This window comes from Streptosporangium sp. NPDC002544 (assembly GCF_040295965.1).
GTDB lineage: Bacteria > Actinomycetota > Actinomycetes > Streptosporangiales > Streptosporangiaceae > Streptosporangium.
On record NZ_JBEOWJ010000005.1, the window covers coordinates 179,161 to 200,318 of the forward strand.

Annotated in this window: 25 protein-coding genes and 1 pseudogene; 10 read left to right on the plus strand and 16 right to left on the minus strand. The window is 69.8% G+C overall.

The genetic code is table 11. The features are described from left to right. Positions 1 to 2: 2 nt before the first annotated feature. The 8 genes from ABT061_RS09490 to ABT061_RS09525 all read right to left on the minus strand — a co-directional run bounded on the left by ABT061_RS09490 (position 3) and on the right by ABT061_RS09525 (position 4,776). Positions 3 to 188 (minus strand): hypothetical protein, encoded by a 186-nt coding sequence (locus ABT061_RS09490; RefSeq protein WP_350914526.1) that lies wholly within the window; start codon positions 186 to 188, stop codon positions 3 to 5. Next, positions 181 to 1,656: a 2-hydroxymuconic semialdehyde dehydrogenase gene (locus tag ABT061_RS09495; protein ID WP_350914528.1), complete on the minus strand. Its 1,476-nt coding sequence runs from the start codon at positions 1,654 to 1,656 to the stop codon at positions 181 to 183. Before ABT061_RS09495 ends, ABT061_RS09490 begins: the two co-directional genes overlap by 8 nt. A 31-nt stretch (positions 1,657 to 1,687) precedes the next feature. Continuing rightward, complete coding sequence (locus ABT061_RS09500) at positions 1,688 to 1,966, minus strand: EutN/CcmL family microcompartment protein (RefSeq protein ID WP_350914530.1); 279 nt, start codon at positions 1,964 to 1,966, stop codon at positions 1,688 to 1,690. Further along, complete coding sequence (locus ABT061_RS09505; RefSeq protein WP_350914532.1) at positions 1,963 to 2,286, minus strand: BMC domain-containing protein; 324 nt, start codon at positions 2,284 to 2,286, stop codon at positions 1,963 to 1,965. Before ABT061_RS09505 ends, ABT061_RS09500 begins: the two co-directional genes overlap by 4 nt. Positions 2,287 to 2,295: 9 nt before the next feature. Continuing rightward, the gene (locus tag ABT061_RS09510) at positions 2,296 to 2,586 is read right to left on the minus strand and encodes a BMC domain-containing protein (protein WP_350914533.1); all 291 of its coding nucleotides are present in this window, start codon (positions 2,584 to 2,586) and stop codon (positions 2,296 to 2,298) included. A 173-nt stretch (positions 2,587 to 2,759) separates the two neighbouring features. Further along, positions 2,760 to 3,554, minus strand: coding sequence for an ABC transporter permease (locus tag ABT061_RS09515; RefSeq protein ID WP_350914536.1), 795 nt, complete (start codon positions 3,552 to 3,554; stop codon positions 2,760 to 2,762). Beyond that, complete coding sequence (locus tag ABT061_RS09520) at positions 3,551 to 4,423, minus strand: ABC transporter ATP-binding protein (RefSeq protein WP_350914538.1); 873 nt, start codon at positions 4,421 to 4,423, stop codon at positions 3,551 to 3,553. The genes ABT061_RS09515 and ABT061_RS09520 overlap by 4 nt, the downstream gene beginning before the upstream one ends. After that, positions 4,420 to 4,776: a hypothetical protein gene (locus tag ABT061_RS09525; RefSeq protein ID WP_350914540.1), complete on the minus strand. Its 357-nt coding sequence runs from the start codon at positions 4,774 to 4,776 to the stop codon at positions 4,420 to 4,422. Before ABT061_RS09525 ends, ABT061_RS09520 begins: the two co-directional genes overlap by 4 nt. Before the next feature lie 59 nt (positions 4,777 to 4,835). Here ABT061_RS09525 and ABT061_RS09530 point away from each other — a divergent pair, with 59 nt between their 5' ends. From ABT061_RS09530 to ABT061_RS09545, 4 genes are all read left to right on the plus strand, one after another. Beyond that, positions 4,836 to 5,225, plus strand: coding sequence for a GntR family transcriptional regulator (locus ABT061_RS09530; RefSeq protein WP_350914542.1), 390 nt, complete (start codon positions 4,836 to 4,838; stop codon positions 5,223 to 5,225). Then, a complete protein-coding gene (locus ABT061_RS09535) occupies positions 5,222 to 6,280 on the plus strand; it encodes a DUF1648 domain-containing protein (protein ID WP_350914543.1) in 1,059 nt (352 codons plus the stop codon). Before ABT061_RS09530 ends, ABT061_RS09535 begins: the two co-directional genes overlap by 4 nt. 170 nt (positions 6,281 to 6,450) lie before the next feature. Beyond that, positions 6,451 to 7,023, plus strand: coding sequence for a TetR/AcrR family transcriptional regulator (locus tag ABT061_RS09540; protein ID WP_350914545.1), 573 nt, complete (start codon positions 6,451 to 6,453; stop codon positions 7,021 to 7,023). Continuing rightward, positions 7,020 to 8,561: an MFS transporter gene (locus tag ABT061_RS09545; protein ID WP_350914547.1), complete on the plus strand. Its 1,542-nt coding sequence runs from the start codon at positions 7,020 to 7,022 to the stop codon at positions 8,559 to 8,561. Before ABT061_RS09540 ends, ABT061_RS09545 begins: the two co-directional genes overlap by 4 nt. A gap of 379 nt (positions 8,562 to 8,940) precedes the next feature. On the opposite strand, the gene ABT061_RS09550 is transcribed toward ABT061_RS09545, so the two are convergent. The 4 genes from ABT061_RS09550 to ABT061_RS09565 all read right to left on the minus strand — a co-directional run bounded on the left by ABT061_RS09550 (position 8,941) and on the right by ABT061_RS09565 (position 11,854). Then, a complete protein-coding gene (locus ABT061_RS09550) occupies positions 8,941 to 9,339 on the minus strand; it encodes a hypothetical protein (protein ID WP_350914549.1) in 399 nt (132 codons plus the stop codon). A gap of 49 nt (positions 9,340 to 9,388) precedes the next feature. Further along, positions 9,389 to 10,927 carry a hypothetical protein gene (locus ABT061_RS09555; protein ID WP_350914551.1) on the minus strand — a complete coding sequence of 513 codons (1,539 nt, stop codon included), beginning with the start codon at positions 10,925 to 10,927 and terminating at the stop codon, positions 9,389 to 9,391. After that, positions 10,924 to 11,244 (minus strand): protealysin inhibitor emfourin, encoded by a 321-nt coding sequence (locus ABT061_RS09560; RefSeq protein ID WP_350914553.1) that lies wholly within the window; start codon positions 11,242 to 11,244, stop codon positions 10,924 to 10,926. The genes ABT061_RS09555 and ABT061_RS09560 overlap by 4 nt, the downstream gene beginning before the upstream one ends. A 220-nt stretch (positions 11,245 to 11,464) precedes the next feature. Beyond that, positions 11,465 to 11,854 carry an ATP-binding protein gene (locus tag ABT061_RS09565; protein WP_350914920.1) on the minus strand — a complete coding sequence of 130 codons (390 nt, stop codon included), beginning with the start codon at positions 11,852 to 11,854 and terminating at the stop codon, positions 11,465 to 11,467. A 26-nt stretch (positions 11,855 to 11,880) separates the two neighbouring features. Between ABT061_RS09565 and ABT061_RS09570 the strand changes: the two are divergent. Further along, positions 11,881 to 11,976, plus strand: a pseudogene (locus tag ABT061_RS09570) (DUF397 domain-containing protein); the annotation flags it as partial. 209 nt (positions 11,977 to 12,185) lie between these two features. Continuing rightward, positions 12,186 to 13,226, plus strand: coding sequence for a hypothetical protein (locus ABT061_RS09575; protein ID WP_350914556.1), 1,041 nt, complete (start codon positions 12,186 to 12,188; stop codon positions 13,224 to 13,226). Positions 13,227 to 13,491: 265 nt separating this feature from the next. On the opposite strand, the gene ABT061_RS09580 is transcribed toward ABT061_RS09575, so the two are convergent. Beyond that, the gene (locus tag ABT061_RS09580; protein WP_350914559.1) at positions 13,492 to 14,163 is read right to left on the minus strand and encodes a hypothetical protein; all 672 of its coding nucleotides are present in this window, start codon (positions 14,161 to 14,163) and stop codon (positions 13,492 to 13,494) included. A gap of 270 nt (positions 14,164 to 14,433) precedes the next feature. Here ABT061_RS09580 and ABT061_RS09585 point away from each other — a divergent pair, with 270 nt between their 5' ends. Both ABT061_RS09585 and ABT061_RS09590 read left to right on the plus strand, forming a co-directional pair. Next, the gene (locus ABT061_RS09585; protein WP_350914562.1) at positions 14,434 to 14,973 is read left to right on the plus strand and encodes a hypothetical protein; all 540 of its coding nucleotides are present in this window, start codon (positions 14,434 to 14,436) and stop codon (positions 14,971 to 14,973) included. A gap of 305 nt (positions 14,974 to 15,278) precedes the next feature. Then, entirely contained in the window at positions 15,279 to 16,760 is a 1,482-nt protein-coding gene (locus ABT061_RS09590; RefSeq protein ID WP_350914564.1) for a PQQ-binding-like beta-propeller repeat protein, read from the plus strand. Between the two features lie 67 nt (positions 16,761 to 16,827). Here ABT061_RS09590 and ABT061_RS09595 read toward each other — a convergent pair whose 3' ends face one another. Then, positions 16,828 to 17,085: a helix-turn-helix domain-containing protein gene (locus ABT061_RS09595; protein WP_350914565.1), complete on the minus strand. Its 258-nt coding sequence runs from the start codon at positions 17,083 to 17,085 to the stop codon at positions 16,828 to 16,830. A gap of 127 nt (positions 17,086 to 17,212) precedes the next feature. Here ABT061_RS09595 and ABT061_RS09600 point away from each other — a divergent pair, with 127 nt between their 5' ends. Together ABT061_RS09600 and ABT061_RS09605 are read left to right on the plus strand one after the other, a co-directional pair. Beyond that, positions 17,213 to 18,154: a DUF5996 family protein gene (locus tag ABT061_RS09600; RefSeq protein WP_350914567.1), complete on the plus strand. Its 942-nt coding sequence runs from the start codon at positions 17,213 to 17,215 to the stop codon at positions 18,152 to 18,154. A gap of 62 nt (positions 18,155 to 18,216) precedes the next feature. After that, positions 18,217 to 18,690, plus strand: a complete 474-nt coding sequence (locus ABT061_RS09605; RefSeq protein WP_350914569.1) for a GNAT family N-acetyltransferase — start codon at positions 18,217 to 18,219, stop codon at positions 18,688 to 18,690. 12 nt (positions 18,691 to 18,702) lie between these two features. Here the strand turns inward: ABT061_RS09605 and ABT061_RS09610 are convergent, their stop codons facing one another. Next, positions 18,703 to 19,221 carry a nitroreductase family protein gene (locus tag ABT061_RS09610; protein WP_350914571.1) on the minus strand — a complete coding sequence of 173 codons (519 nt, stop codon included), beginning with the start codon at positions 19,219 to 19,221 and terminating at the stop codon, positions 18,703 to 18,705. A 187-nt stretch (positions 19,222 to 19,408) separates the two neighbouring features. Further along, a complete protein-coding gene (locus ABT061_RS09615) occupies positions 19,409 to 20,740 on the minus strand; it encodes a glycoside hydrolase family protein (RefSeq protein WP_350914573.1) in 1,332 nt (443 codons plus the stop codon). Positions 20,741 to 21,158 lie beyond the last annotated feature (418 nt).

A 21,158-nucleotide genomic window follows, 5' to 3' on the forward strand; every position in this document is an offset into this window, starting at 1 on the left:
GGCTATATCCGGCGTCGGCTACTGCGCGCCCGCGGTACGGCGGCGGGCGACCGCCTGAATCTCCAGCCCATCTCGTCGGGGGTGCGGCTGCCGGTGCCCGACACGAAGATCAGGTCACCCGCCACCTTGACGTGCGGGAACGTTCCACACGGTGCGGTCGGCTCGTCGAGCACACGGGCTTCAGTCATCGCCGCCACCCGCGATCCTGACGCAGACGTTCGTGGGGGAGGTGTAGAAGCGCATGGAGTGCCTGCCGCCCTCGCGTCCGACGCCGGACAGGCCGACGCCGCCGAACGGCGAGCGCAGGTCGCGCAGGTACCACGCGTTGACCCACGCCATGCCGACGTTCATCCGCTGCGCGACCCGGTGGCCACGGTCCAGGTCCCGGGTCCAGACCGCGGCGGCCAGTCCGTACTTGGTGTCGTTGGCCAGCCGGATCGCCTCCTGCTCGGTGTCGAAGGGGACCAGCCCCGCGACCGGGCCGAAGATCTCCTCCCGCATGACCGCGGTGGCGTTGTCCAGGCCGGTCCACAGGGTCGGTTCGATCCACGCCCCCTCGCTCAGCGCCGAGGGCATGTCGGGAATCCCGCCGCCGGCCACGCACTCCGCGCCCTGACGGGTGGCCAGCGACAGGTACGACAGGACCTTGGCACGGTGAGCCTGGGAGATCAGCGGTCCCATGGTGGTGAGCGGATCGTCCGGCAGGCCGGGACGGAACTCGGCCGCCAGCTTGGCGAGCCGGGCGACGACCTCGTCGAACACGCCGCGCTGTACGTACACCCGCTCCGTGCACAGGCAGACCTGGCCGGTGTTGGTGAAGATCGACCGTCCCAGCCCCTCGACGGTGCGGTCGAGGTCGGCGTCGTCGAAGACCAGCGCGGCGTTCTTGCCACCCAGCTCGAACGAGACCGGCCGGACCCACGGGGCCACCGCCTTCATGATCGACGAGCCGGTCCTGGACTCCCCGGTGAACGTCACCCCGTCGATGTCGTGGTGGGTGGTCAGCAGCTCACCGGCCGACCCCGTGCCGAAACCGTGCACCACGTTGTAGACGCCGTCCGGGACACCCGCCTCGGCCATGATCTCCGCGAGCAGGGTGGCCGAGGACGGCGTCTCCTCCGAGGGCTTCACCACGACGGCGTTGCCGCACCCGATCGCGGGCGCGACCTTCCAGGTGAGCAGGAGCAGCGGAAGGTTCCACGGCACGATGACGGCCACCACGCCCAGCGGCTTGCCGACCGCGTAGTTCAGCGCCCGGCCTCCGTCCGCCGTATCGGTGAGGTAGGAGTCGAGCCCCTCCGCGGCGATCGTGTCGGCGAACGACCGGAAGTTCTGCGCCGCCCGGGCGATGTCCAGTTTCCTGGCCTGCGCGATCGGCTTGCCGGTGTCGGCGACCTCGGCGGCGAGCAGATCCTCGAACCGTTCCTCGATCCGGCCGGCGATCCGGCGGAGCAGCGCCGCGCGCTGTGCGACGGTGCTCCGCCCCCACGGGCCGTTCAGCGCGGCCCGGGCCGCGGCCACCGCGGCGTCCACGACCACCGCGTCCGCCTCGTGCACCGTCGCGACGGCACCGCCGTCGACCGGGCTGATCTTCTCGAACGACGAGGCGCCGTCGACGAACTCACCGCCCACGTAGTTCCGCAGAACCCGGGTCACCGCTCTCCCTCCCGCTCCACGACAGGCGTGTTCACCGGCCGGCGTCGCTGTTCTCGACGGTGACCACGTCGGCCCCCGCCACCAGGGCGACGACCGCCAGGTCGATCCCGGCCACGTCACCGCACGCGGCGGCCTGGGCCGCCTCGTCACTGGCGAGCAGGACGAGGTTCGGCGCGGCCACGTGGATGAGATCGACCGCTACGAGGGTCTCCGTCCCACCGACGGGCCGTACCGTCACGAGCCGGCGCTGCTCCAGGCCGGAGACAGCACGCTCGTTCCAGATGCGGCCGGTGACCTCTGCCAAAATCACGACACATCAGCCTTTGTGCCGCCGGTCAGCAGCTCGCGGGTGCCGTTGTCGAGCAGCCCGACGGAGACGGCGTCCGGGCGGGGGTAGAGCTGCACCGAGCGCAGCTCCCCGTACTGCTTGACCGCGGCGGCGCCGGAGTCGAGCGACTGCCGCACGGCGGCGATGCTGCCCTTGACCGCGGCGGAGAAGTAGCCGGAGCCGATCCGCTCCACGTTGATCGTCTCGACCTCGGCGGTCTTCATCATCGCCTCGATGCCGGCGACCAGGGAGACGATCCCACGGGTCTCGATCAGGCCGATCGCGTTCTGTGAGCCTGTCATGATGATCTCCTAGCCGTCGATGAGGGAGGGGTTGGTCGCGAGCGCGGCGACGGGCACGCTCGGGTAGGCGAAGATCACGGAGCTGACCTTGCCGCGCGATATCGCCTTGGCGGTCTCGACCCCGACCTCGGTGGCCTCCTCGACCGTCGCCAGGTCCCCGCTGATGGAGACCGCGACGATGCCGCCGCCGAGGCGCATGGTGCCCTCGACCGTCACCTCGGTGGCCTTCACCATGGCGTCGACGGCGTCGAAGATGGCCACCATCCCGTCGGCCTCAATGAACGCAACTGCCTTACTCATCCGTGCACCTTCCTGACAGCCGGGCAGATCATGGACACCCCGCCGTCCTTCCTGTGGTGCCAGGGAACCTAAGCCACCTGACCAGGGCTCACAGCACCTTTGTCCGGCGGTGCCGGACGGGAGTGCCACCCGCCGGCTCAATTACCGGATCACCAGGTGATCCGGCGAATCCTTCACGTGATGTCTCGCCTGAGCGGTGCTGCGACGGCGATGGCGGTGGCGATCAGGGCATAGCCGAGCAGTACGGCGGCGCCGAGTGGTGCGGAGAGCAACGCGGTGGCCGAGGTGCCGGTCTGGCCGGCGATGGCGTCGGCCAGGTAGGTGAATCCGGTCAGCGCGGAGGTCGCGCCGCCCGGCAGGTAGGGGTAGACCGCCTTGACGCCGGGGATGAGCATGAGGACGGTCTCGATCATGTACAGGTAGGCGCCGACGGTGACGAGTGCCGCCACCTGGTTGCGCAGGATCGCGCCCACCGCCGCGCCGAGCAGGGTGTAGACGGCCATGGCCAGGGCGATGCGGGTCAGGAGTGCCAGGACGGTGCTCGTGGGCAGGCCAAGGGCGACACCCCTGAGCGCCGCCGCGGCGAAGAGGGCGCCGGCGGCGACGGTGCAGGCGATGAGGCCGTAGGCGAGTCCGCCTCCGGTGTAGGTGAGGAGCTTGGCCACCAGCCAGGTCCACCGCCGGGGGGCGAACAGTGCCGTGGTGGTGATGGTCCGGTGCCGGTGTTCGGTGGTCACCGCAGCCGTCCCGAGCAGGGCGGGGATGAACATGGTGAACCCGAGCAGGCCGAGCATGACGTGCACGCCTTCGGCCGTGTCCAGGCCCGGCATGGGCGGGGTGAAGTTCTCCGGCCCGATGAGCGCGAGCAGCCCGGTGAGGGCACCACTGCCGAGAGCGGCCAGCAGACCCCACAGCCACAGCCTGGTGCCGGTCAGGCGGCTCCATTCCGCCGCGATGAGAGCGATCATCGGTGGTCTCCGGTGAGATTGAGGAACGCCTGCTCCAGGGTGGGGCGTTCGGGGGTGATCTCGTGCAGTGCGATGCCGTGGTCCGCCGCGGCGGTCGCGACCTGCGCGGTGGTCATGTCGTGGATGCGCAGGGTGTCCGGTCCCAGGACCTCCGTGGGGACCATGAGGTGACTTCTGAGCCGCTCTGCCTGCGGTGACCGGACAAGCACGGCCGTCTTGCCGTACAGCTCGGAGATGGGGCCGGTGGCGATCAGCCGTCCCTGATGTATCACCACGATGCGGTCGGCTGTCTGCTCGATCTCGCCGAGGACGTGACTGGAGATCAGGATGGTGCGGCCCTCGGCGGCCAGGTCGCGCAGGAAAGTGCGCATCCAGGCGATGCCCTCGGGGTCGAGGCCGTTGCCCGGCTCGTCCAGCAGGAGCACGTGGGGGTCGCCGAGCAGGGCGGTGGCCAGGTTGAGGCGCTGGCGCATACCGGTGGACAGGGTGCGGGTGGCGCGGCCGGCGAAGGCCGACACCCCGGTCAGCTCGGCGACCCGCAGGGCGCGGGCTTTGCCGTACCCGCCCATGCGGGAGTAGATCCGCAGGTGGCGCAGGGCCGTGTGGGCCGGATGGAAGCCGGAGCCGTCCAGCACCGCGCCGACGGTCGCCGACGGCCTGGCCAGGTCGGCGTAGCGCTTTCCGTCGATGGTGGCGGTGCCGGAGGTGGGCGCGACCAGGCCCAGCATCATCCGCATGGTGGTGGTCTTGCCCGCGCCGTTCGGCCCGAGGAAGCCGGTCACCGTGCCGGGGGCGGCCTGGAAGGTGAGGTCGGTGACCGCGGATACCGGGCCGAACGCCTTGGTCAGGCCGCGTACCTCGATGCTCACTGCTGCACCTGCGTCAGCCGGCGCCGGATCTCCTGGGCGTCCTGGGCGCTGAGGATCAGCTCGTCGACGTCCGCCACCCTGTGCTTCAGGACGATCCGCACGCCCGGAACGCCTCGGCGGGCGGCCACCAGCCGCTTGACGCCGCTGAAGGACGTCCACGTGCCGACCTTGGTGTAGCCGCTGACCACCAGCCCGGAACGCAGCCCCTTGGCCGCGGCGAGCGGCTGGTCGAGGTGGTGCACGTCGGCGATCGCCTCCAGGGGCACGTCCACCTGGCCGGCCCTGGCGAACGGTCGCGTCCACGGCGGAAAGTGCACGCTCAGCGTTCCGTCGTGAATCCGTACCTGGATCATGCTGCCTCCTTGGCAAGTTGTATCTGTTCTATTAGTTCTATATCAGATAGGATGTCGATGTGCACCTGACACTTGACCTGGACAGCGAGGTCCCGATCTACCAGCAGATCAGGGACCGGGTCGTGGAGGCGATCGCCCGCCGGCAGGCGCGCGAGGGCGACCCGCTACCTTCGACACGGCAGCTCGCCGCGGACTTCGGTATCAATTTCCATACCGTGAACAAGGCCTATGACCTGCTACGACAGCAGGGCATCATCCGGATCAACCGCAAGAGCGGGGCGGTCATCCGCCGCGATGCCGACACCGGCCCGCCCGAGACCGGATTCATCGACGACTGGGAAGAGAGAATGCGGGTACTCCTGGCGGAAGCCACCGTTCACGGCCTGGACCGCGACGACGTGATACGACGCTGCGAGGCGATCGTGGCCGGCTTCGGGACACGGTCATGATGCTGTCCATCGCCGCCGACCTGGCTCTGGTCGCGCTGGTCACATGCCTCATGCTGGTGCTGCCCGCGCTGGCGCGGCCGACGCTGCCGTTCGGGGTGCGGGTGACCGCCGAGCGGGCAGGCGACCCGGCGATCGTCACCCAGCGGCGCACCTACACCCGCCTGGTCGTCGTGGTGGCCGCCGTCGCCGCGGTGGTCTCGATCCTCACCGGGCAGCCGGCGGTGACACTCGGGGTACTGGTCGTCGCCGATCTGCTGCTGTACTACCGCGCCCATCTCAAGGTCCGCGCCGCCAAGAGCGGCGGGGGATGGGCGGGCGAGCGGCGTCAGGGCATCACCATGGACACGACCTTCCGTACCGACCCGGTCCGCGTGCCGTGGGTGTGGGGGTTGCCCGCCCTGGCCGTCGTGCTGCTCACCGCGGGGATCGGCTGGTGGTCGTCCAGCACCGTGGCCGGATGGTTCGAGCCTGTGTTGTCCCAGGCCGGGCTCACCCTGCTGGTCGTCGTCGTGATCCTGATCGTGTTGCGTGCCCGGCCCGACCTCGACGCGGCCCGGCCCAGGTCCTCGGCTCGCCGCTACCGCATCTACCTGCGCGGTGTGGCCACCTTGTCGCTGCTGTCCGCCGCCTGCCTCAATCTGAGCCTGCTCATCTGGGCGTTGCGGCAATGGGGGGTCGTCGGGAATACGGTCGGGTGGCTGGTGGCCGGGTGCCTGCCGTTGGTCGCCCTGCTCGGCGGATGGCTGGTGTGGGAGGCGAAGGTCGGCCAGGCAGGGCACCGCCTGCCCGCCCTGCCCGATGAACAGGAGGAGGACACCGGGATGGCGCAGCGCGACGATGACCGGCACTGGTTCCTCGCGGGCACGATCTATGCCAACCGGCGCGACCCCGCCCTTCTCGTCCACGCCCGGCTGGGCTCCTCCAGCTGGACGCTCAACCTCGGGCACCCCATCGCCTGGCTGCTGCTCGGCCTTGTCGTCATCGGCCTCGCCGGGCTCGTCCTGGCCACCGTGTTCGGCGGCATCGACCTGCCACAGAAGCGCGGCATCCTCTGACCGCCGGAGCCGCTCGGCAGGAATCCGAGGCTTGAGACCTGAGCGGGGCCGCCACCCACTCCTCGGCCGGGTACTCCTGGCGGGTGTGATCGAGCCCGTCCATCGGAACACCGTCGAACGTTGTACTCTCATTTGAGACAAATGTGTTTCAAATGATGCGGAGTTGACTGATGGCTGTGGGCTACGACCAGATCATTGCTGCAGCGATCCAGCACCTCAACCAGGATCCGGGCGCCTCGATGGGAGAGCTCGCCGAGGCGGCCGGGGTGAGCCGCGCCACGCTGCACCGCCACTTCAGCGGCCGTGAGGAACTGCTGCTGGCACTCGGCCACCACGCGCTGGATCGCTGGGAAGCCGCCCAGCAGAGCGCGGGCATCCGGGAGGCCGCTCGCTCGGCGGAACCGGCCGTGATCACCGCCGCCTTGCGCGAGATGCTGACCGGGCTGATCGACGACGCCGAGGAGTACAGCTTCGCCCTGGCCGACCTGACGCTGTCCATGCCCGCGCTGCGCGAACGCAGTGACGCGCTGGAGGAGCGGGAGATCACGCTCTATCAGGCGGCACAACGAGCCGGAGTCCTACGCGCCGACCTGCCCGCCCGGTGGATCAGCAACACGGTGTACGGTCTGCTGCTGGCCGTGAGGGAAAGCCTGCACCAGGGCAGTGTCGCGCGCCGGGACCTGCCGTGGCTCGTGCACGAGACGTTCTTCAACGGCGCCGGCGTCGCCGGGGGGACGCGATGACTCTCCTCCCCGCGCCCGTACCAGGCGTCGCCACCGCGCCGCCCCACCCACGGCGATGGGCCGGCCTGGCGGTGCTGTCGGCCAGCCTGCTGCTGGTGGTCATGGACATGACCATCCTCAACGTCGCCCTGCCCGCCATCTCCGCCGAACTGCGGCCCAGCTCGGTCGAGCTGTTGTGGATGGTGGACGTCTACTCACTGGTGCTGGCGGGCCTGCTGGTCACGGTGAGCGCCCTGGGTGACCGTTGGGGCCGCAAGAAGACGCTGCTCGCCGGCTTCGCACTCTTCGGGCTGGCATCGGTGGCAGTGCTGTGGGCTTCCTCGCCGGGCGAGGTGATCGCCGTACGGGCCCTGCTCGGCGTCGGCGGTGCCATGATCATGCCATCCACGCTGTCGATGATCCGCACCCTTTTCGCCGACCCGGCGGAACGGGCGACCGCGCTGGGCATCTGGGCGGCGATGGCCGCCTTGGGGAGCGCACTCGGGCCGATCCTGGGCGGGCTGCTGCTGGAGCACTTCAGCTGGCATTCGGCGTTCCTGGTCAACGTGCCGGTGATGGTCCTGGCGGTGCTCGCGGGCCTGTTCCTGCTTCCGGAGTCGCACAACCCGCGCCCGGGCCGCTGGGACCTGGCCGCCACCGCCCTGTCGATCGCCGGGATGGTCGCCCTGGTCTTCTCGATCAAGCAGTTCGCCAAGGAGGGACCTGCCACGCCATGGCCGTGGATCGCCCTCACCGTGGCGGTGGTGACGCTCACCTGGTTCGTACAGCGTTGCCTGAGACGGCCCGACCCGCTGCTGGAGGTCCGCCTGTTTCGCAGCCGGCCGTTCAGCGCGGGCACGCTGGCGGCGCTGAGCACCTCGATCGCGATGGGGGCGGTGATGTTGCTGATGGCGCAGTGGATGCAGCTCGTCCAGGACTACTCCCCCCTGGAGACCGGCGTGCGGATGCTGCCGGCCGCGCTGGGCGCGCTGCTGCTGTCTCCGCTGGCGCCCTGGCTGGCCGCCCGGATCGGGACCCGCCCGGTGCTGGCCGGCGGCCTGGCGATCTCCGGGCTGGGGTTCGGCGTGCTGTTCGTCGCACCCGTCACCTACCCATGGGTCGCCGTGTCACTGTTGCTGGTCGGCTCCGGCATGGGCTCTTTGGCGATCGCCTCATCGGTCATCATGGCGGGTGCGCCGCTGGAGAAGGCAGGCAGCGCCGCCGCGATCGAGGAGACCTCCTACGAACTGGGCGGCCTGCTCGGCGTCGCCGTGCTGGGCAGCGTCGCGGCCGCCGTCTACCGCGCGGCGCTACCACCCTCCATCTCCGCCGTCGAGGCAGCGCGCGACTCCCTGGGAGGCGCGATCGAGGCCGTCCGCCACGCCGGAACAGCCGGGATGGAGCTAGCCCGCCAGGCGAAAACGGCGTTCACCGTGTCACTGGAGGTGACCGGGCTGGCCGGGGCCCTGCTCATGCTGGCGGTCGCGCTCGCCATCTGGTGGCTCGTCCCGCGCGACCTCGACATCACCGCCGGGCACGCCTCGATCGACAGCGACTGACCGAGCGGACACCGCCTACCTGATCCCCGCCGCGCCCTTCGGGCAGATCTCGCGGCAGGGCGATTCGGGGATAAGCCTCGTCCACTCCTCCCTTGAGAGAGTGGTTCCCACCCGGGCGCAGAGCGTGGCGGTGGCCTGCTCCGGATCTGTGGGAAAGGCGGAGAGCCAGGTCTCCTGGTACTCGGTCCTTCCGGTTACGGAGTTCGTCCGCGGAGTTCTCGGCTGTGACAGTCACCAGCACGTCCAAATCGGCACTCCAGAATTCCTGGGCCCCCGCACCGCTGTCGCGACCACCGCGTAACTCGACGCGGTTTCCTCTCGCTCGTATGGCCACCGGTCTGACCCAGGCGCCTATGGAAAGTCACCGCTTTCGCCCGAGTCACCGAACCGCCCTGATGAGGCCGAGTCCGGTTTCCGGCGTGAACAGGAGCCGCACCTGGTCGCCCGGCGTCACCTTGATCCTGCGCCTCCACAGTCTGTGCGAGCGCGTCGCCGTGACCATGGTCCCGTCGGGCAGCCTGACCTGACACCTGTCTCCGTCGAGGGTGGCCAGGACCACGCCGGTAGCCCGGCGTGAGTTCTTGGCCACATGGACACCGTACGGGCGGGCCAGGTCGCGGGTCATCGGCCGGCCGGCCCTGACGGCCTCGAAGGCGGCGCGGAGCTCCTCGTCCGTCCAGCTCGGGCGCCTGCGCCTCCACCACCGGTGGCCCAGGTACAGGACGATGGGCGCGGCCAGCATCGTGCCGAGCAACGCGTATCTCGCCCACTGTTCCACGGCACCGCTCCTCTGCGCTGTTCTGGGTTTCCGGTTCCCGCCGGGGTCCTCAGCCCCGCGGGTTCGGCGGCCTGCCGGTCATCGGGTCGATGAGCGCGGTCAGCGCGTCGAAGTCCGGAGGGATTCGGTACGGCGTCGCCCATGGTCGCTCGCCGAAGTCCGCCGCCAGACTCACCTTGAGCGGGGTCGCCACCCACTCCTCGGTCGGATATTCCTGCGCCGTCCAGCCGAGCCAGTACAGCGGGCCGCAGGAGGTGCCGTCCAGATCGCAGTACACGAGCGACGGGAGTGCGGCGGTGGTGTACAGGTGAGCCAGGCCGGTGGCACTGATCGGGTTCGAGCTCAAGTCCAGTGACCGGAGGCGGGTGAGTCCCGAAGCCCCGGCGATCGCCGCCACATGACCATCGTCGAGCCCCTCACCGGACAGGTCCAGCGCGAGCAGCCGGGACAGCAGCCCGGAGGCGAGCACGTCGGGCAGCAGCGATGCCACGCCGGTGAGCTTGACGTACAGGATCGGCGCCACCGCGAAGATCTCCGGTGCCCGTCGCAGGAAGGTCCGGGCGTCGATCGACACCCACTCGACGAAACCCCGGCGGAACGCGACCTCCCGCGCGCCCAGCCGTCTCACCGGCGCCGCCCACTCGGGATGCCACTCGACCAGCAACCGGCTCAGGCGCGACTCGAACCGTTCGGACTCGGGTCGGCGCCGCACCGTCTCGCGCAGCTCGACCTGCGCGCGGACCAGGGCCGCCCGGGGGGCGCCGCGCCGCTCGGCGAGCTCCGCCCATCGCAGGCGGGCGGCGGTGTCGTCCGGGTGGGCAAGGATCTCCGCGAGCGCGGACGTCTCCGCGAGCGAGGGCGGCGGCGGGGGCCAGGCCGGGGCCGGCGGGAGGGAGAGGACCGCCTCAAGGTCCCAGATCGCCTGTCTGATCCGCTCACACCAGCGCTGCCCCGGGCGCGAGCGCCGTCCGGCCGCCTCGTAGGGCGGATCGTCGAAGGCCGGGGGCGGCTCGCTCACCAGCCTGGACAGCGCTCTGGCGGTCCGTTCGACCTCGGCCGGAAAGTACCGGCGGATTCGCGGCATCCTGCGCAGGACTCTGACCGCCGCGATCACCGTCGACCGCGCGACGGCCAGGTCCTTGTTGGCCTGCTCGAACAGCCCGCGGATCGCGGAGGCCCGCTCGTGGCCCGCGCCGAGGTCCAGGATCATCGCCAGGTGGTCGGCGGTGCGCCCGGCCACATAGAGATCGGCGGCGGCCAGGCCGAGGCCGAGCACGACCTCCTCAACGGAGCCCCTGCCGACCCGGGCGGCAGCGGCGGCGCCGATCGCCCACCGGATGTCGGGACCGCACGGGCCGAGCAGTTCGTCGATCTCCCGCCTCGCCCACCTGACGACGGGCGCGTCCTCCTCCACCAGGCGGTCGGTGAGCCTGTGCGCCTTGGAGAAACGGAGGTCGGTCCAGGAGGGCAGGGAGCCCCGGACGCGTTCGAAGGAGGCGGTGGCGGCCACGACACAGGTCAGCCCGCCGATCTGGATGGCCTGAGCGGCGGAGAGCATGCCGGGTGCCGGAGCGGTCGCCGCCGTCATGTCGAGGGGTTCCCGTCCGCGGCATGGAGCAGGAGCCGGACAAGCGGCAGCACCTCGGGCGGCAGGCTGCCGCTGTGATACCAGTAGGCCCGCCGCTCGCCGTACCTCTCGACGTGCAGCTCGTAGAACGTCGAGTCGGGCACCGGCGGCGGGAACAGCCCGCGAACGTCCTCGGCGGGCAGCGCCCCGACCAGCGCCTCCAGCTCACGCGCCCGGTCGGCCGGCAGGTGGGACGCGTCCAGCAGGCCGTTGATCTCTTCTCCGGCGATTCCGCCGGTGCACCGCAACCGGACCCGTAACGTCGTGTCGTCCACCATGAACACCTCTCGTCCGTCAATCGTCGTCCGTCATCGGGCGCGCGGCGCGGTGGCGACCTGACCGAGGTGTCGCACGGCCGGTCCGGAGGCTCCCATGGGTACGGCAGATCGATTGCACGACACTTACAAACGACCGACCGCACCCGTCTGTCAAGAGGCCGGTTCGACCCGTGCCGACGGGCGGGGGAGAAAGAGCCCTGCCAACCCTTTCCCGGGGCTCTCAAGGCGTGCGGCGACCTCGGTGGATCGGTCGCCCGTGGCTCGCCGGCGCAGCCCGCGCGTCGTCCGGGGGGAGGTACCAGCGGGCCCAGACGGTGTTGGGGAGTGGGGTGACGCCGGAGTCGTGGGCGAGGGCTTCGACGATGGTGAGGCCGCGGCCGTGCGGGGCGTCGGTGTCCAGGTTCAGGTGGCGGGGTTGTTCCGGGTTGTGGTCGGTGACCTGGAGGTGGAGTACGTCGGCCCCGGCCCACAGGGAGAGGGTGACCGGGGGGTCGCCGTGCACGACGGCGTTGGCGAGGAGCTCTCCGGCCACCAGGACGACGTCGGCGGCGAGATGCGCCAGGGCCCAGGCGGTGAGGGTGTCGCTGACCAGGGCACGGGTCTTGGCGATCGTCGAGGGGTCGGGCGGGGCTTCGTGACACGGAGGCTCCGGAGCGGGCGCCGTTCGTGGTGAGTGCGAGTGTGTGGGACGCGTTCGTAGATGGGGCCAAGAAGGGTGAGTTCGACTTCTGACCCTCGTTCCCCGGCGTACGGGAAAGTGCCTGGTCTTTCCCGTACGTCTCTGTCATCGCACCAGAGAGGCGGATGACGCGAGGCCACCAAGAGCGGATCTGACCAGGCCCGGCTGCCTCCTTGCTGTCACCTTCGATCCAACCGGCTTCTCATCACGCTGCAAGTCCTCGCCCGCAGGGTGATCTCGTTGCTTCCTGAAAGGACGAGATATGCGGTTATGGAGTGTCCTGTTGTCGACGGTCGGGCTGTTGCTGGCCGGGGTGGTCCCGGCTCAGGCCGACGCGCTGGCGGACGGCCCGCAGGTTTCGGTGGCGCCGGTCGGGGTGGAGCCGCCGTCGTACAGCGGCGTGTGCTCGCCGGGTGTGCGGTTCACCGTCAGCGCCGCGATCACCGCCAGCGGTCCCGGCACCGTGTCCTACTACTTGCAAAGTGATTATTACCCCTTCCCGAGGCAGGTGACCTTCACAGAGGCGGGGACGAAGACGGTGACCATGGACACGATGCACTATGTCGGCGTGGGCCTGCAGAGCCGGACCGTCAAGGTTCAGGGCGCTAACCAGGCGGAGGCGGCCGTCTCCTACCAGCTGTCCTGCACCGACCCCGTCCCGGGTGAGCCGCAGATACAGCCCGCGACCGACTACATCGGCCGCTGTGGCTCCGACGTCGTGCACACGATCAACGCGCAGATCAGCTCGCCGATCGCGCAGACGGTCCGCTACCGCTGGAGGGGCGCCTACGATCGGCCGTTGCCGGGCCTGGAGGACGAACGCGAGATCGTGTTCACCGAACCCGGCACCAAGACCGTCAGCGCGCCTTTTCAACGCCTTCCCATACCGGGCACCAACGGCGGAGCCAGCGTCGAAGTACAGCTCGTCAGCCCCGGCAGCGCGCAGCACGAGTTTCTGTACTACCGGACGGTCTGTGTGAAGGCGGAGTTCACCTCGATGATGACCGTCGCCGGCAACTGCAGAAACGGGGTTGACTTCAAGTACAAGATGGACGGCTACCTCGAGAGCAACGCGATCGGGCAGATGTCCTACGCCTGGGCGCATCAGCCCCTGGGGGATGATGAGTGGCTTCGTGACCCGTGGAAGCCCCTGTCCTTCACCACCGACAACACTCCCGGCCGTCAGAGCGTCAGTAAAACATGGAGCACTCCCGGGGGCGTGTCGGGCGCGTGGCGCCTGGAGATCGCCGGCTCCGACGGCACCGTCGTCTCGCAGAGCCGCCCCTACAGAGCATGCGGCTGACGGCCCGGCCGGGCACACCCGGCCGTCGCTGACCGCCGGTGCGGCTCGCGCGAGCCGCACCGGCCGTGGCCCGACCCCGGGCTGACAAACGGATGCGCGGTTCGTGGCCCGGCCGGGCGGTTCGCGGGTCCAGGGGGCGCTCACGGTCCGCGAAAAGATCGCAGATCCCCCAGACGTCCGGTGATGCGTCCGGTCACCCGCAGGGACGCTTACCACGGACCGGAGGTGTGGATCGGCGAGCCGCCTCCGCGCCGGGGGCGAACGTTCAGGGCTCCGGCGGCTCCGTCATCATGTCCATGAAGAAGTCGCCGAAGCCGACACGCACCCCCACCACCCGGTCCCAGGCGAAGTCCACCCACCACTGGCCGTACGGCCAGTGATTGACCATGTGTGCCCAGTCGTGGAATTGCATGCTGAAGCGCGGCAACGTAGCGCTGACCTCCACGGATTCGGAGAAGTCGTAGCGTGTCGCTCCTGATTTGAACCGTTCGAGCCCGCCCTCGTCCCACGGGTCCCTGGGGCCACGCTCCTCGGCCAGCAGGTTCAGCACCGCCGTCCCTTCCTCTGCCAGTCGCTCCAGCTCGTCCCGCACGTACCGCGCGACCTGCAGGCCGAGTTGGCCTGGACCGTCGTCCCCGGGTAGCTCGAACTCGATCCCGTCGGATGTGCGCATCCACCAGCAACCTTCGGACGGTTGGGGGGTGGAACCGAAGGTCTGTATGTCGACATGTCCAAGGGCCAGCAGCAGGTCCACCCGATCCCGCTCGGTGGTGAACCAGCGGTCCGGGCAACGCCGCACCTCCGCCGACCACCCGGTGGCCCGAGCGAGCGCGTCCGGCAGCCACTGCTCCTCGTAGTGCACGGCATCCGCGTCCAGGACCTTCTCGGCCTCGGCGCACAACGTTTCCCAGCCCGGCTCCAGCGGTGCCGACATCATCCCTGGCGCTCCCTCTCTTCGATGCCCGTACCCGAGCCGTCCCCACGCGGGCACACCGGTGTGAGCGCCCCGGGTCCGGCCCGGACAACGATGCGCCGCCGCGGCTCAGCGCGACGGACGCGAAAAGCCGTCTGGACGAGGTGGCGTCCGGCCCTGCGACGGGGCTCCACGGGGTCCATGGGTACGGCGGGCCGGTTGCACGGCGCTTACAAACCGCCGACCATCTTGTGGGGACGATCGGATCGCAGGGGCTGACGTGGAGTTCTGAACATGGGTATGCGTGAGGTGCATCTGATGTTCTTCGTCGCGGTGGAGGACGGCGTACGGACGAGAGACGAGGCCGCGACCGCGGTCGGCTACCAGGTCCGCGGTGTCGATGCGGGCAGGTTCATGCAGGGGAGCTGGCGGTCGCTCGACGCGACTGTCTACACAGAGTTGTTCGATGGGTATCAGCTGGTCTCGATCGGGATCTCGGCGCTGACCTTCTCCGAGATCAGGCATGGAGATCATCCCGAGATCTCGGCACCGCAGTTCGCCGACTGGTTCGCCGAGACCGCGTACGAGCTGCACACCGAGATCGGAATGCTCCCGTTTCGCAGCCACCAGAATGAGCCGGAGTGGCCGCCGACGATCTACGATCTCGTGCGGTTCCACGAGATCGGTGCGCTTCTCGATGAGAACTTCGCGTTCCTCTACCTGGCGCGGGGAATCCCGTACGAGGCCTATCTCGGTCCCCAGGAACGCGCCCTGAACAAGCAGGGCGGAGTCCTTCTGTTCGACGCGGACGACTCCCAGTGGGCCGCCGAGTAGGGGAGCCGCGGAACTCGTCAACGCCTTCGATCGGGTGCCGGGCAAGGAGAACATCCTGTTCGCCATCGCCGATGCCTCGCTGTCCGCGCCGGACGGCACGGCAGGCGAAGTGGGCTTCCCGGGGTGCGGGACAGCGAGCAGACGCTGCGCGAGCCGGTGCACGAAAGTCCAAGGGCCCGGTCTACCGACGTACCATGCGGACCACGCTGAAGGCATCCACCGGCGCGGCCTGATCGAACCGGCGCATGGGGAAGTCGAAGTGCGATCCCCGCTCATGCGCCTTCGCCGGTGGTTACCGTGATCCCATGGCGGAGACCTGGGCGGCCGACGGCTTCGATGGTGACGGTTGTTTCCCGCCGGAAGGATCGCCGCCGTCGGCCGCGTCCTCCGGTTCGTCCGTGCCCCCGTCAGCGGCCTCGCCCGCGTCCGGTGCCGTGCCTTCGCTCGCGTTCACGGTGGGTCTACCGCCTGCCTGGCACGACCCGTACCGGACACCGGTGATCGGCGGCGGCCTGGTGCTCGTCGCGTGCGGCTGGCAGCGGGGCACGACGGACGAGGCAGGCCCAGTGCTGGCCGCCCTGGACGCGGGCTCGGGAGTGGAGCGGTTCCGGCTGCGGATCCCGGTGGCGCGCCCGGGGGCGACCGACTGCCAGGTGGGCATCCCGTGCCCTCTGCCGGACGGCCGGATCCTGGTGCCTGTGTACCAGTGGGACGTGTCGCTGGTGGTGTACCTCCTCGCCCCCGACGGCGGCATCACGCGTGCCGACGATCTCGGCGCGGGCCGGGAGGCCGAGCTGCACGTGTTCGGCTCCGACCTCGGCATCAAGCTGTGGCAGGAGCCGCTCGTGGCGGGGCCGGACGCCTATGCCGCCTCGTGGGTCTACCGGGCGCGCGCCTACCGGATGCAGTGCCGTGACCTGGCGACCGGTGCGCTGAGGTGGGAGGCGGACGAGCGGGTGCTGGCCCGCGTGGGTGACGTCGTCGTCACCGAGACCGCTCCCGAGGGGGACGGGGGCGACCGCGGCGCCGTCGTCGGCAGGGCGATCGGTGACGGCGGTGTGCTGTGGCGGCTGCAATCGCGCCCGCTCTACCCCGAGCGGTCCTTCTCGCCGGGCGCCGTGGTGGGGCGGTCACTGGTCCTGGTGGACCGGGGGCGTCGGATGGCCGCGGACGACGCGCGCGAGGAGGGGATCCTCGAGCTCGTGGTGGACTCCTCCGCTGACCAGGTGGACTTCGACGAGCTCGAACGCCTGTGGGATCGGGAGCATCCTCCCCCGGGCGAGGATCTCGTCGGGTACGGATCGGCGGACGGCGGGGAAGAGTGGCGGTTCGAGATGCGCGGCACGGTCACGTCGGTGGTGGCCGGCCCGGCGTCGGTGTGTGCGGTGGTCGTCGACGATGCCGGACGGTGCAGCCTGGAGCGCGTACACCTCGACGGGGCCGTCCCGCGTCATGTGCCCCCGATCGACCTGGCCACCGTCCCCGATCTGGTCACCGCGCTCCGCACCGGTGACCTCGGCGTCGGTGGCATGCGTTTCCGGGCGCATGAGACCGCGCCGATCGTCGCGCACATCGACCACGACCGGCTGCTGCTGGCGACGGACACCGAACTGGTCTGCCTGTCGGTCGCCGATCCACGAGCGGTCATCTGGCGGATGCCGCTTCCGGAGAGCCCGCGGGTCACCCGCCCGACCACCACCGATCGCCGGATCGCCACCGCGTCGATCAGCTGCGGCCAGGGGCTCGTCCACGTCCGAGGGCACGCCGACATCTGGACGTTCGGCTGACGGGAAGGCGTTCGGCAACGAGAGAAGCCCCCGGCCAGGTGGCCGAGGGCTGCTGCCGTCGTACGGGCTACGCCATGGTGTATTCGACGTCGCCGAAGTCGGCCACCGCGCGAAGCCGTCCGCCGAGGGCCTCGACGTAGAAGTGCAAGGCCGCGACCTCGCCGTGTTCGATGGCTGAGACTCTCGGGCCGGAGACTCCCATGGTGGTGGCCACGTCGCACTGGGCCAGATCAGCCCGCGGCTCCGCGAGCAGTCCTACCGGCGTGCCGGAAGCCAGATCGCCGTCCCCCGGCACCGGCCCGATCCTGACCCTTTCGACCGGCACCTCGACGAGGTGTTCCTGGCGTCCTGATCACGCGATCTGGAGCATCGTCGGTGCGGCCCGGTGAAGATCTTGCTGTTTGTGGTGCCGGCCGGGTCTTTGATGTGTATGTCGTGGGAATGGTGGCGTCATGGAGTTGTTCGCCCCGATACCGCTGGACGAGTGGCGGGACACCAAGGCCACGCTGCACCGGTTCTGTCAGGTGGTGGGCAAGGTCCGGCTCACCGCCGAGGTCCGGCGCAACCACTGGTGGAACGTGCCGTTCCATCTCACCGGCAGAGGGTTCACCACCCGCCCGATGGGACAGGCGGACGGCAATCCGATCTTCACGATCGACTTCGACTTCGTCGGCCACCAGCTACTCGTCACCGAGTTGGACGGCCGGGCGGTGTCCTTCCCGCTCTACGGTCAGTCGGTGGCGTCCTTCTACCAGAAGGTCATGCTGGCGCTGGCGGAGCTGGACGTGCAGGTGGATCTGGACAGGCCGTGGCCGTTCGACCTGCCCGACTCCGGGCGGCCGTTCGTCGAGGACACCGAGCACGCGGCCTACGACCCTGCCATGGCCAATCGCTACTGGCAGGTGCTGAGCCAGGTGAACCTGGTGCTGGAGGAGTTCGCCGCGGGCTTCTCGGGAAAGATCAGCCCGGTGCACCACTTCTGGCACACCTTCGACATCGCCTGCAGCCGTTTCTCCGACCGCCGGGTCGACCAGCCGCCGTCGGTCGACTCCGTGACGCGGGAGGCCTACTCGCGGGAGGTGATCAGCTCCGGCTTCTGGTTCGGTGACGACGCCTTCCCCGAGCCCGCCTTCTACTCCTATACCGCCCCCGAGCCCGAAGGGCTGGAGAACGAACCTCTCAGCCCCGGGGCCGCGGAGTGGATCGAGCAGCGAGGCAGCCATCTGGCCGTGCTGCGCTACGACGACGCCCGATCAGCGGCCGACCCGCGCGCCGCGGTCCTGGCCTTCTACGAGAGCGCCTACCAGGCCGGAGCCCGGCGTGCCGGTTGGGACATCGCCTGGCTCGCCTGCCCCGGCGGGATCACCGATCCGCAACTGAGAACCGGACCCTGACCGGGAAGGTTCACCGGGTTAACCGTTGGCTCGGGCGTCCGCCGGCCTTGTAGGTTCCTGCGGTGGATGTCGACGGCAGGACAGTGATCCGGATCGCGGTCGCGGAGGACGCGGCGTCGGTCGCACGCGTCCACATGGCCTCCCGGGCGGCGACCATGCCGTACCTACCTCCGCAGAAGCGCACCCATGACCAGGTGGCTCGGTGGCTCCGGGACGTCGTCTTCAGGGAATGCCGGGCCTGGGTCGCGGTGCGCGGCGCGGAGGTCCTGGGTTATGCCGCCGTCGAGGGCGACATGCTCAAACACCTCTACCTACGTCCGGACGTCCGCCGCCAGGGGGTCGGCACGCTGCTTCTCGAAGAGGTCAAGCGGAACAGCCCCGATGGGGTCTCCCTGCACGTCTTCCAGCAGAACACCGATGCCCGCGCGTTCTATGAGCGTCACGGCTTCACCGTCCTCGACACCGGCGACGGCAGCCGCAACATGGAGGCGCTGCCCGACATGACCCTTCGCTGGACCCCGCACAGCACCCGGTGAGGGGACATCCGCTCAGGGGCCGATCCAGCGGACCAGCTCGTCCAGCGGCAGGCGGCCCGAGGGGATCGCGGACCTGCCGCGAGGCGCGGGCGCGGGGTGGCCGAGGGAGATCGCGGTCCTGACCTGCCACGGAGCCTCGACGCCGACCATCCGGCCGGCCCGCTCGGCGTTGGAGGCGGGGAAGAACGAGGCCGGGCAGCTTCCCAGGCCGAGGTCGTGCGCGGCGAGCATGAGGCTCTGGGCGGCCCGGCCCGCGTCGAACTCCGCGTCCTCGCCGCCCGTGCCGTGGTCCACCGCGAGCAGGACGACCACGGGAGCGGCGGCCAGGTGAGCCGCGTAGCCTCCCAGCAGGCTCAACCTCTGCTGCAGGCCGCGGTCCCTGACCACGACGAACCTCCACGGCTGGCGGTTGCGCGCCGACCCGGTCCAGCGAGCCGCCTCCAGCACCCGCACGATGTCGCCCGTCGGCACCGGTGTGTCAGCGAACCACCGGGTGGCCCGCAACGGCCCGCCCCTCTGCCCCACGCTCATCTCCCCGATCCTCACAGCGTCCTGCGCTCATCATCTCGAAAGACCGGTTCGGCCCCGCGACCGCCGCCGGTCAGCCTGGACGATCGTTCCGCCGCGAGCAGGCGCGGCGGTGGGTCTGGAAGGCCGATGGCATCCGTACGCCGATCACGGCCCCGTCCGGGATGTGTCCGGCGGCGACGTCCTGAGGCTAGCGGTCGCTCCACTTGATCTCGTAGGGCTGGAGGGCGAACGACTTGCCGTCCACGGTCGTGGTGGTCTTCGCGTCGGTGGTGTTGACCAGCAGCAGCCGCTGCGGCTGCGCGAGCACCCGGACCTTGGGGTCGGAGGAGGTGACGTGCTCCAGTTCGGCTCCGGCCGGGAACCAGGTGGTGAAGTCGGCCACCAGCTTGCCGGTCGGGAGCTCGGCACCGGTCCGCGGGTCCCACATGCAGCCCTGGCAGGTGCCCTCCTTGACCTGCGGATTCCAGTACAGCGCGGTGGCGGCGCCGCTCTTGGCGAACTCGATCATCGAGGCGGCCTGGACGGCGAGCCGCATCGGCTCCGGCCAGGTGGTGTTGTCCTCGGGGACGAAGTACCACTCCGACCACCAGACCGGCAGGTCGCCGGTCTTGTCGCGCAGCCAGGTGGTGACCGCGCTGAACTTGCTCAGCGCTCCGAACGCGTCGGGCAGCAACTCGTGGGCGTCGGTCAGCGAGGCGCCGTCGACCACGATGAAGTCGGCGCCCTTCTTGTTCTCGAACCAGTAGTTGAAAGCGTCCAGGGCGTTCTGGTTGACGACTCCCCAGGCGCCCCGCAGCTCGGACTTGCCGGTCCTGTTGCTGTCGAAGCCGAGGTAGGGGCCGCCGATCTTGGCGTCGGGACGGACCGCCTTCACCGCGTCGTAGACCTTGTTGTAGAGGTCGGTGTAGCCCTTGAAGTCCGCGGGTTTGGAGTGGTCCTTCCAGAAGCCCTTGAACTCGTTCCAGACCATGAAGTACTCGACGTCGCGGTACTTCGCGGCGACGGTCGCCGACAGCTTGGCGAAGTCGTCGAAGTGCTTGGGGTAGGGGGCGTCCTCCAGGTGCTCGGCCCAGGCCGAGTCTGCGGTCGGGCCCTCGGGGCCGCCCTTCATCCAGTCAGGGGCGCAGCAGAGCGTGATGATCTGTGTGCCGCCGGACTGCCTCATGAGGTTCGTTCGGCTGTCCAGGTCCTCCCAGTAGAACTCCTGCGGGCGCGGTTGGGGGTTGAGCGCCCCGAACCCCATGATGTGCTGGTTCTGCAGCATCGGGGTCTGGGCGAGCCTCCGGCTCACCTCCTGCTCGAACTGCGGGGTGACGTTGTTGGCGCTGACCCCCGTGTGGGTGAACCCCCAACGAGGCCACGCGGGGTCCACCGCCGGCGCTTTCTGGATCTTGCTGTTGGACGCCGCGGTTGAGGGGCCGGCCGCCGCCGTTGAGGGGGCGTCGGCCTGTCGCGCGTCGGGAACCGCCCGGTCCGGAGTGCCGCCGAAGGAACAACTCGCCGCCAGCATCGCCGTCATGACGGCTCCCGCGGCTGAGGCGACCGCCCGCCCAGAACGCCACCATGTCGATCCCCCAGTACTCGATGCCACCTGATCCCCACTCGATCTTCGTCGTCTGCTTTGCCCAGAGCGTTCCACAGGCCGAGTAAAAGCGGCGTATGGGGATGTGGTTCGCAGGCAAACGTTATGACGGATCCGAAAGGCGGGCGCGCTCGCCGGTCACCGCGGGTCGTCGCCGCCTTCGCGGTGTCGTCGTGAGCCGGGCCGAGGGCCGGTCGCGCACGACGACACCGCCAGCACGAGCCTTCTGTCACAACAGGTCGTGCCACACTCCCAGCATGAAGCTGCATCGCGACCTGGATCGCGGACTTCTACAACACACGCGGGCGACACAGTGCCAACGACGGGCTGCCGCCGGTCACATTCGAGTGTTGGC

What these genes read in the sequence shown, in the direction of transcription:
- ABT061_RS09515 (WP_350914536.1), bottom strand. Translation starts at nt 3,554, where the DNA reads ATGATCGCTCTCATCGCGGCGGAATGGAGCCGCCTGACCGGCACCAGG.
- ABT061_RS09590 (WP_350914564.1), top strand. Translation starts at nt 15,279, where the DNA reads ATGGCGGAGACCTGGGCGGCCGACGGCTTCGATGGTGACGGTTGTTTC.
- ABT061_RS09600 (WP_350914567.1), top strand. Translation starts at nt 17,213, where the DNA reads ATGGAGTTGTTCGCCCCGATACCGCTGGACGAGTGGCGGGACACCAAG.
- ABT061_RS09615 (WP_350914573.1), bottom strand. Translation starts at nt 20,740, where the DNA reads ATGACGGCGATGCTGGCGGCGAGTTGTTCCTTCGGCGGCACTCCGGAC.
- ABT061_RS09580 (WP_350914559.1), bottom strand. Translation starts at nt 14,163, where the DNA reads ATGATGTCGGCACCGCTGGAGCCGGGCTGGGAAACGTTGTGCGCCGAG.
- ABT061_RS09610 (WP_350914571.1), bottom strand. Translation starts at nt 19,221, where the DNA reads ATGAGCGTGGGGCAGAGGGGCGGGCCGTTGCGGGCCACCCGGTGGTTC.
- ABT061_RS09535 (WP_350914543.1), top strand. Translation starts at nt 5,222, where the DNA reads ATGATGCTGTCCATCGCCGCCGACCTGGCTCTGGTCGCGCTGGTCACA.
- ABT061_RS09555 (WP_350914551.1), bottom strand. Translation starts at nt 10,927, where the DNA reads ATGACGGCGGCGACCGCTCCGGCACCCGGCATGCTCTCCGCCGCTCAG.
- ABT061_RS09505 (WP_350914532.1), bottom strand. Translation starts at nt 2,286, where the DNA reads ATGACAGGCTCACAGAACGCGATCGGCCTGATCGAGACCCGTGGGATC.
- ABT061_RS09510 (WP_350914533.1), bottom strand. Translation starts at nt 2,586, where the DNA reads ATGAGTAAGGCAGTTGCGTTCATTGAGGCCGACGGGATGGTGGCCATC.
- ABT061_RS09525 (WP_350914540.1), bottom strand. Translation starts at nt 4,776, where the DNA reads ATGATCCAGGTACGGATTCACGACGGAACGCTGAGCGTGCACTTTCCG.
- ABT061_RS09545 (WP_350914547.1), top strand. Translation starts at nt 7,020, where the DNA reads ATGACTCTCCTCCCCGCGCCCGTACCAGGCGTCGCCACCGCGCCGCCC.
- ABT061_RS09490 (WP_350914526.1), bottom strand. Translation starts at nt 188, where the DNA reads ATGACTGAAGCCCGTGTGCTCGACGAGCCGACCGCACCGTGTGGAACG.
- ABT061_RS09585 (WP_350914562.1), top strand. Translation starts at nt 14,434, where the DNA reads ATGGGTATGCGTGAGGTGCATCTGATGTTCTTCGTCGCGGTGGAGGAC.
- ABT061_RS09540 (WP_350914545.1), top strand. Translation starts at nt 6,451, where the DNA reads ATGGCTGTGGGCTACGACCAGATCATTGCTGCAGCGATCCAGCACCTC.
- ABT061_RS09560 (WP_350914553.1), bottom strand. Translation starts at nt 11,244, where the DNA reads ATGGTGGACGACACGACGTTACGGGTCCGGTTGCGGTGCACCGGCGGA.
- ABT061_RS09575 (WP_350914556.1), top strand. Translation starts at nt 12,186, where the DNA reads ATGCGGTTATGGAGTGTCCTGTTGTCGACGGTCGGGCTGTTGCTGGCC.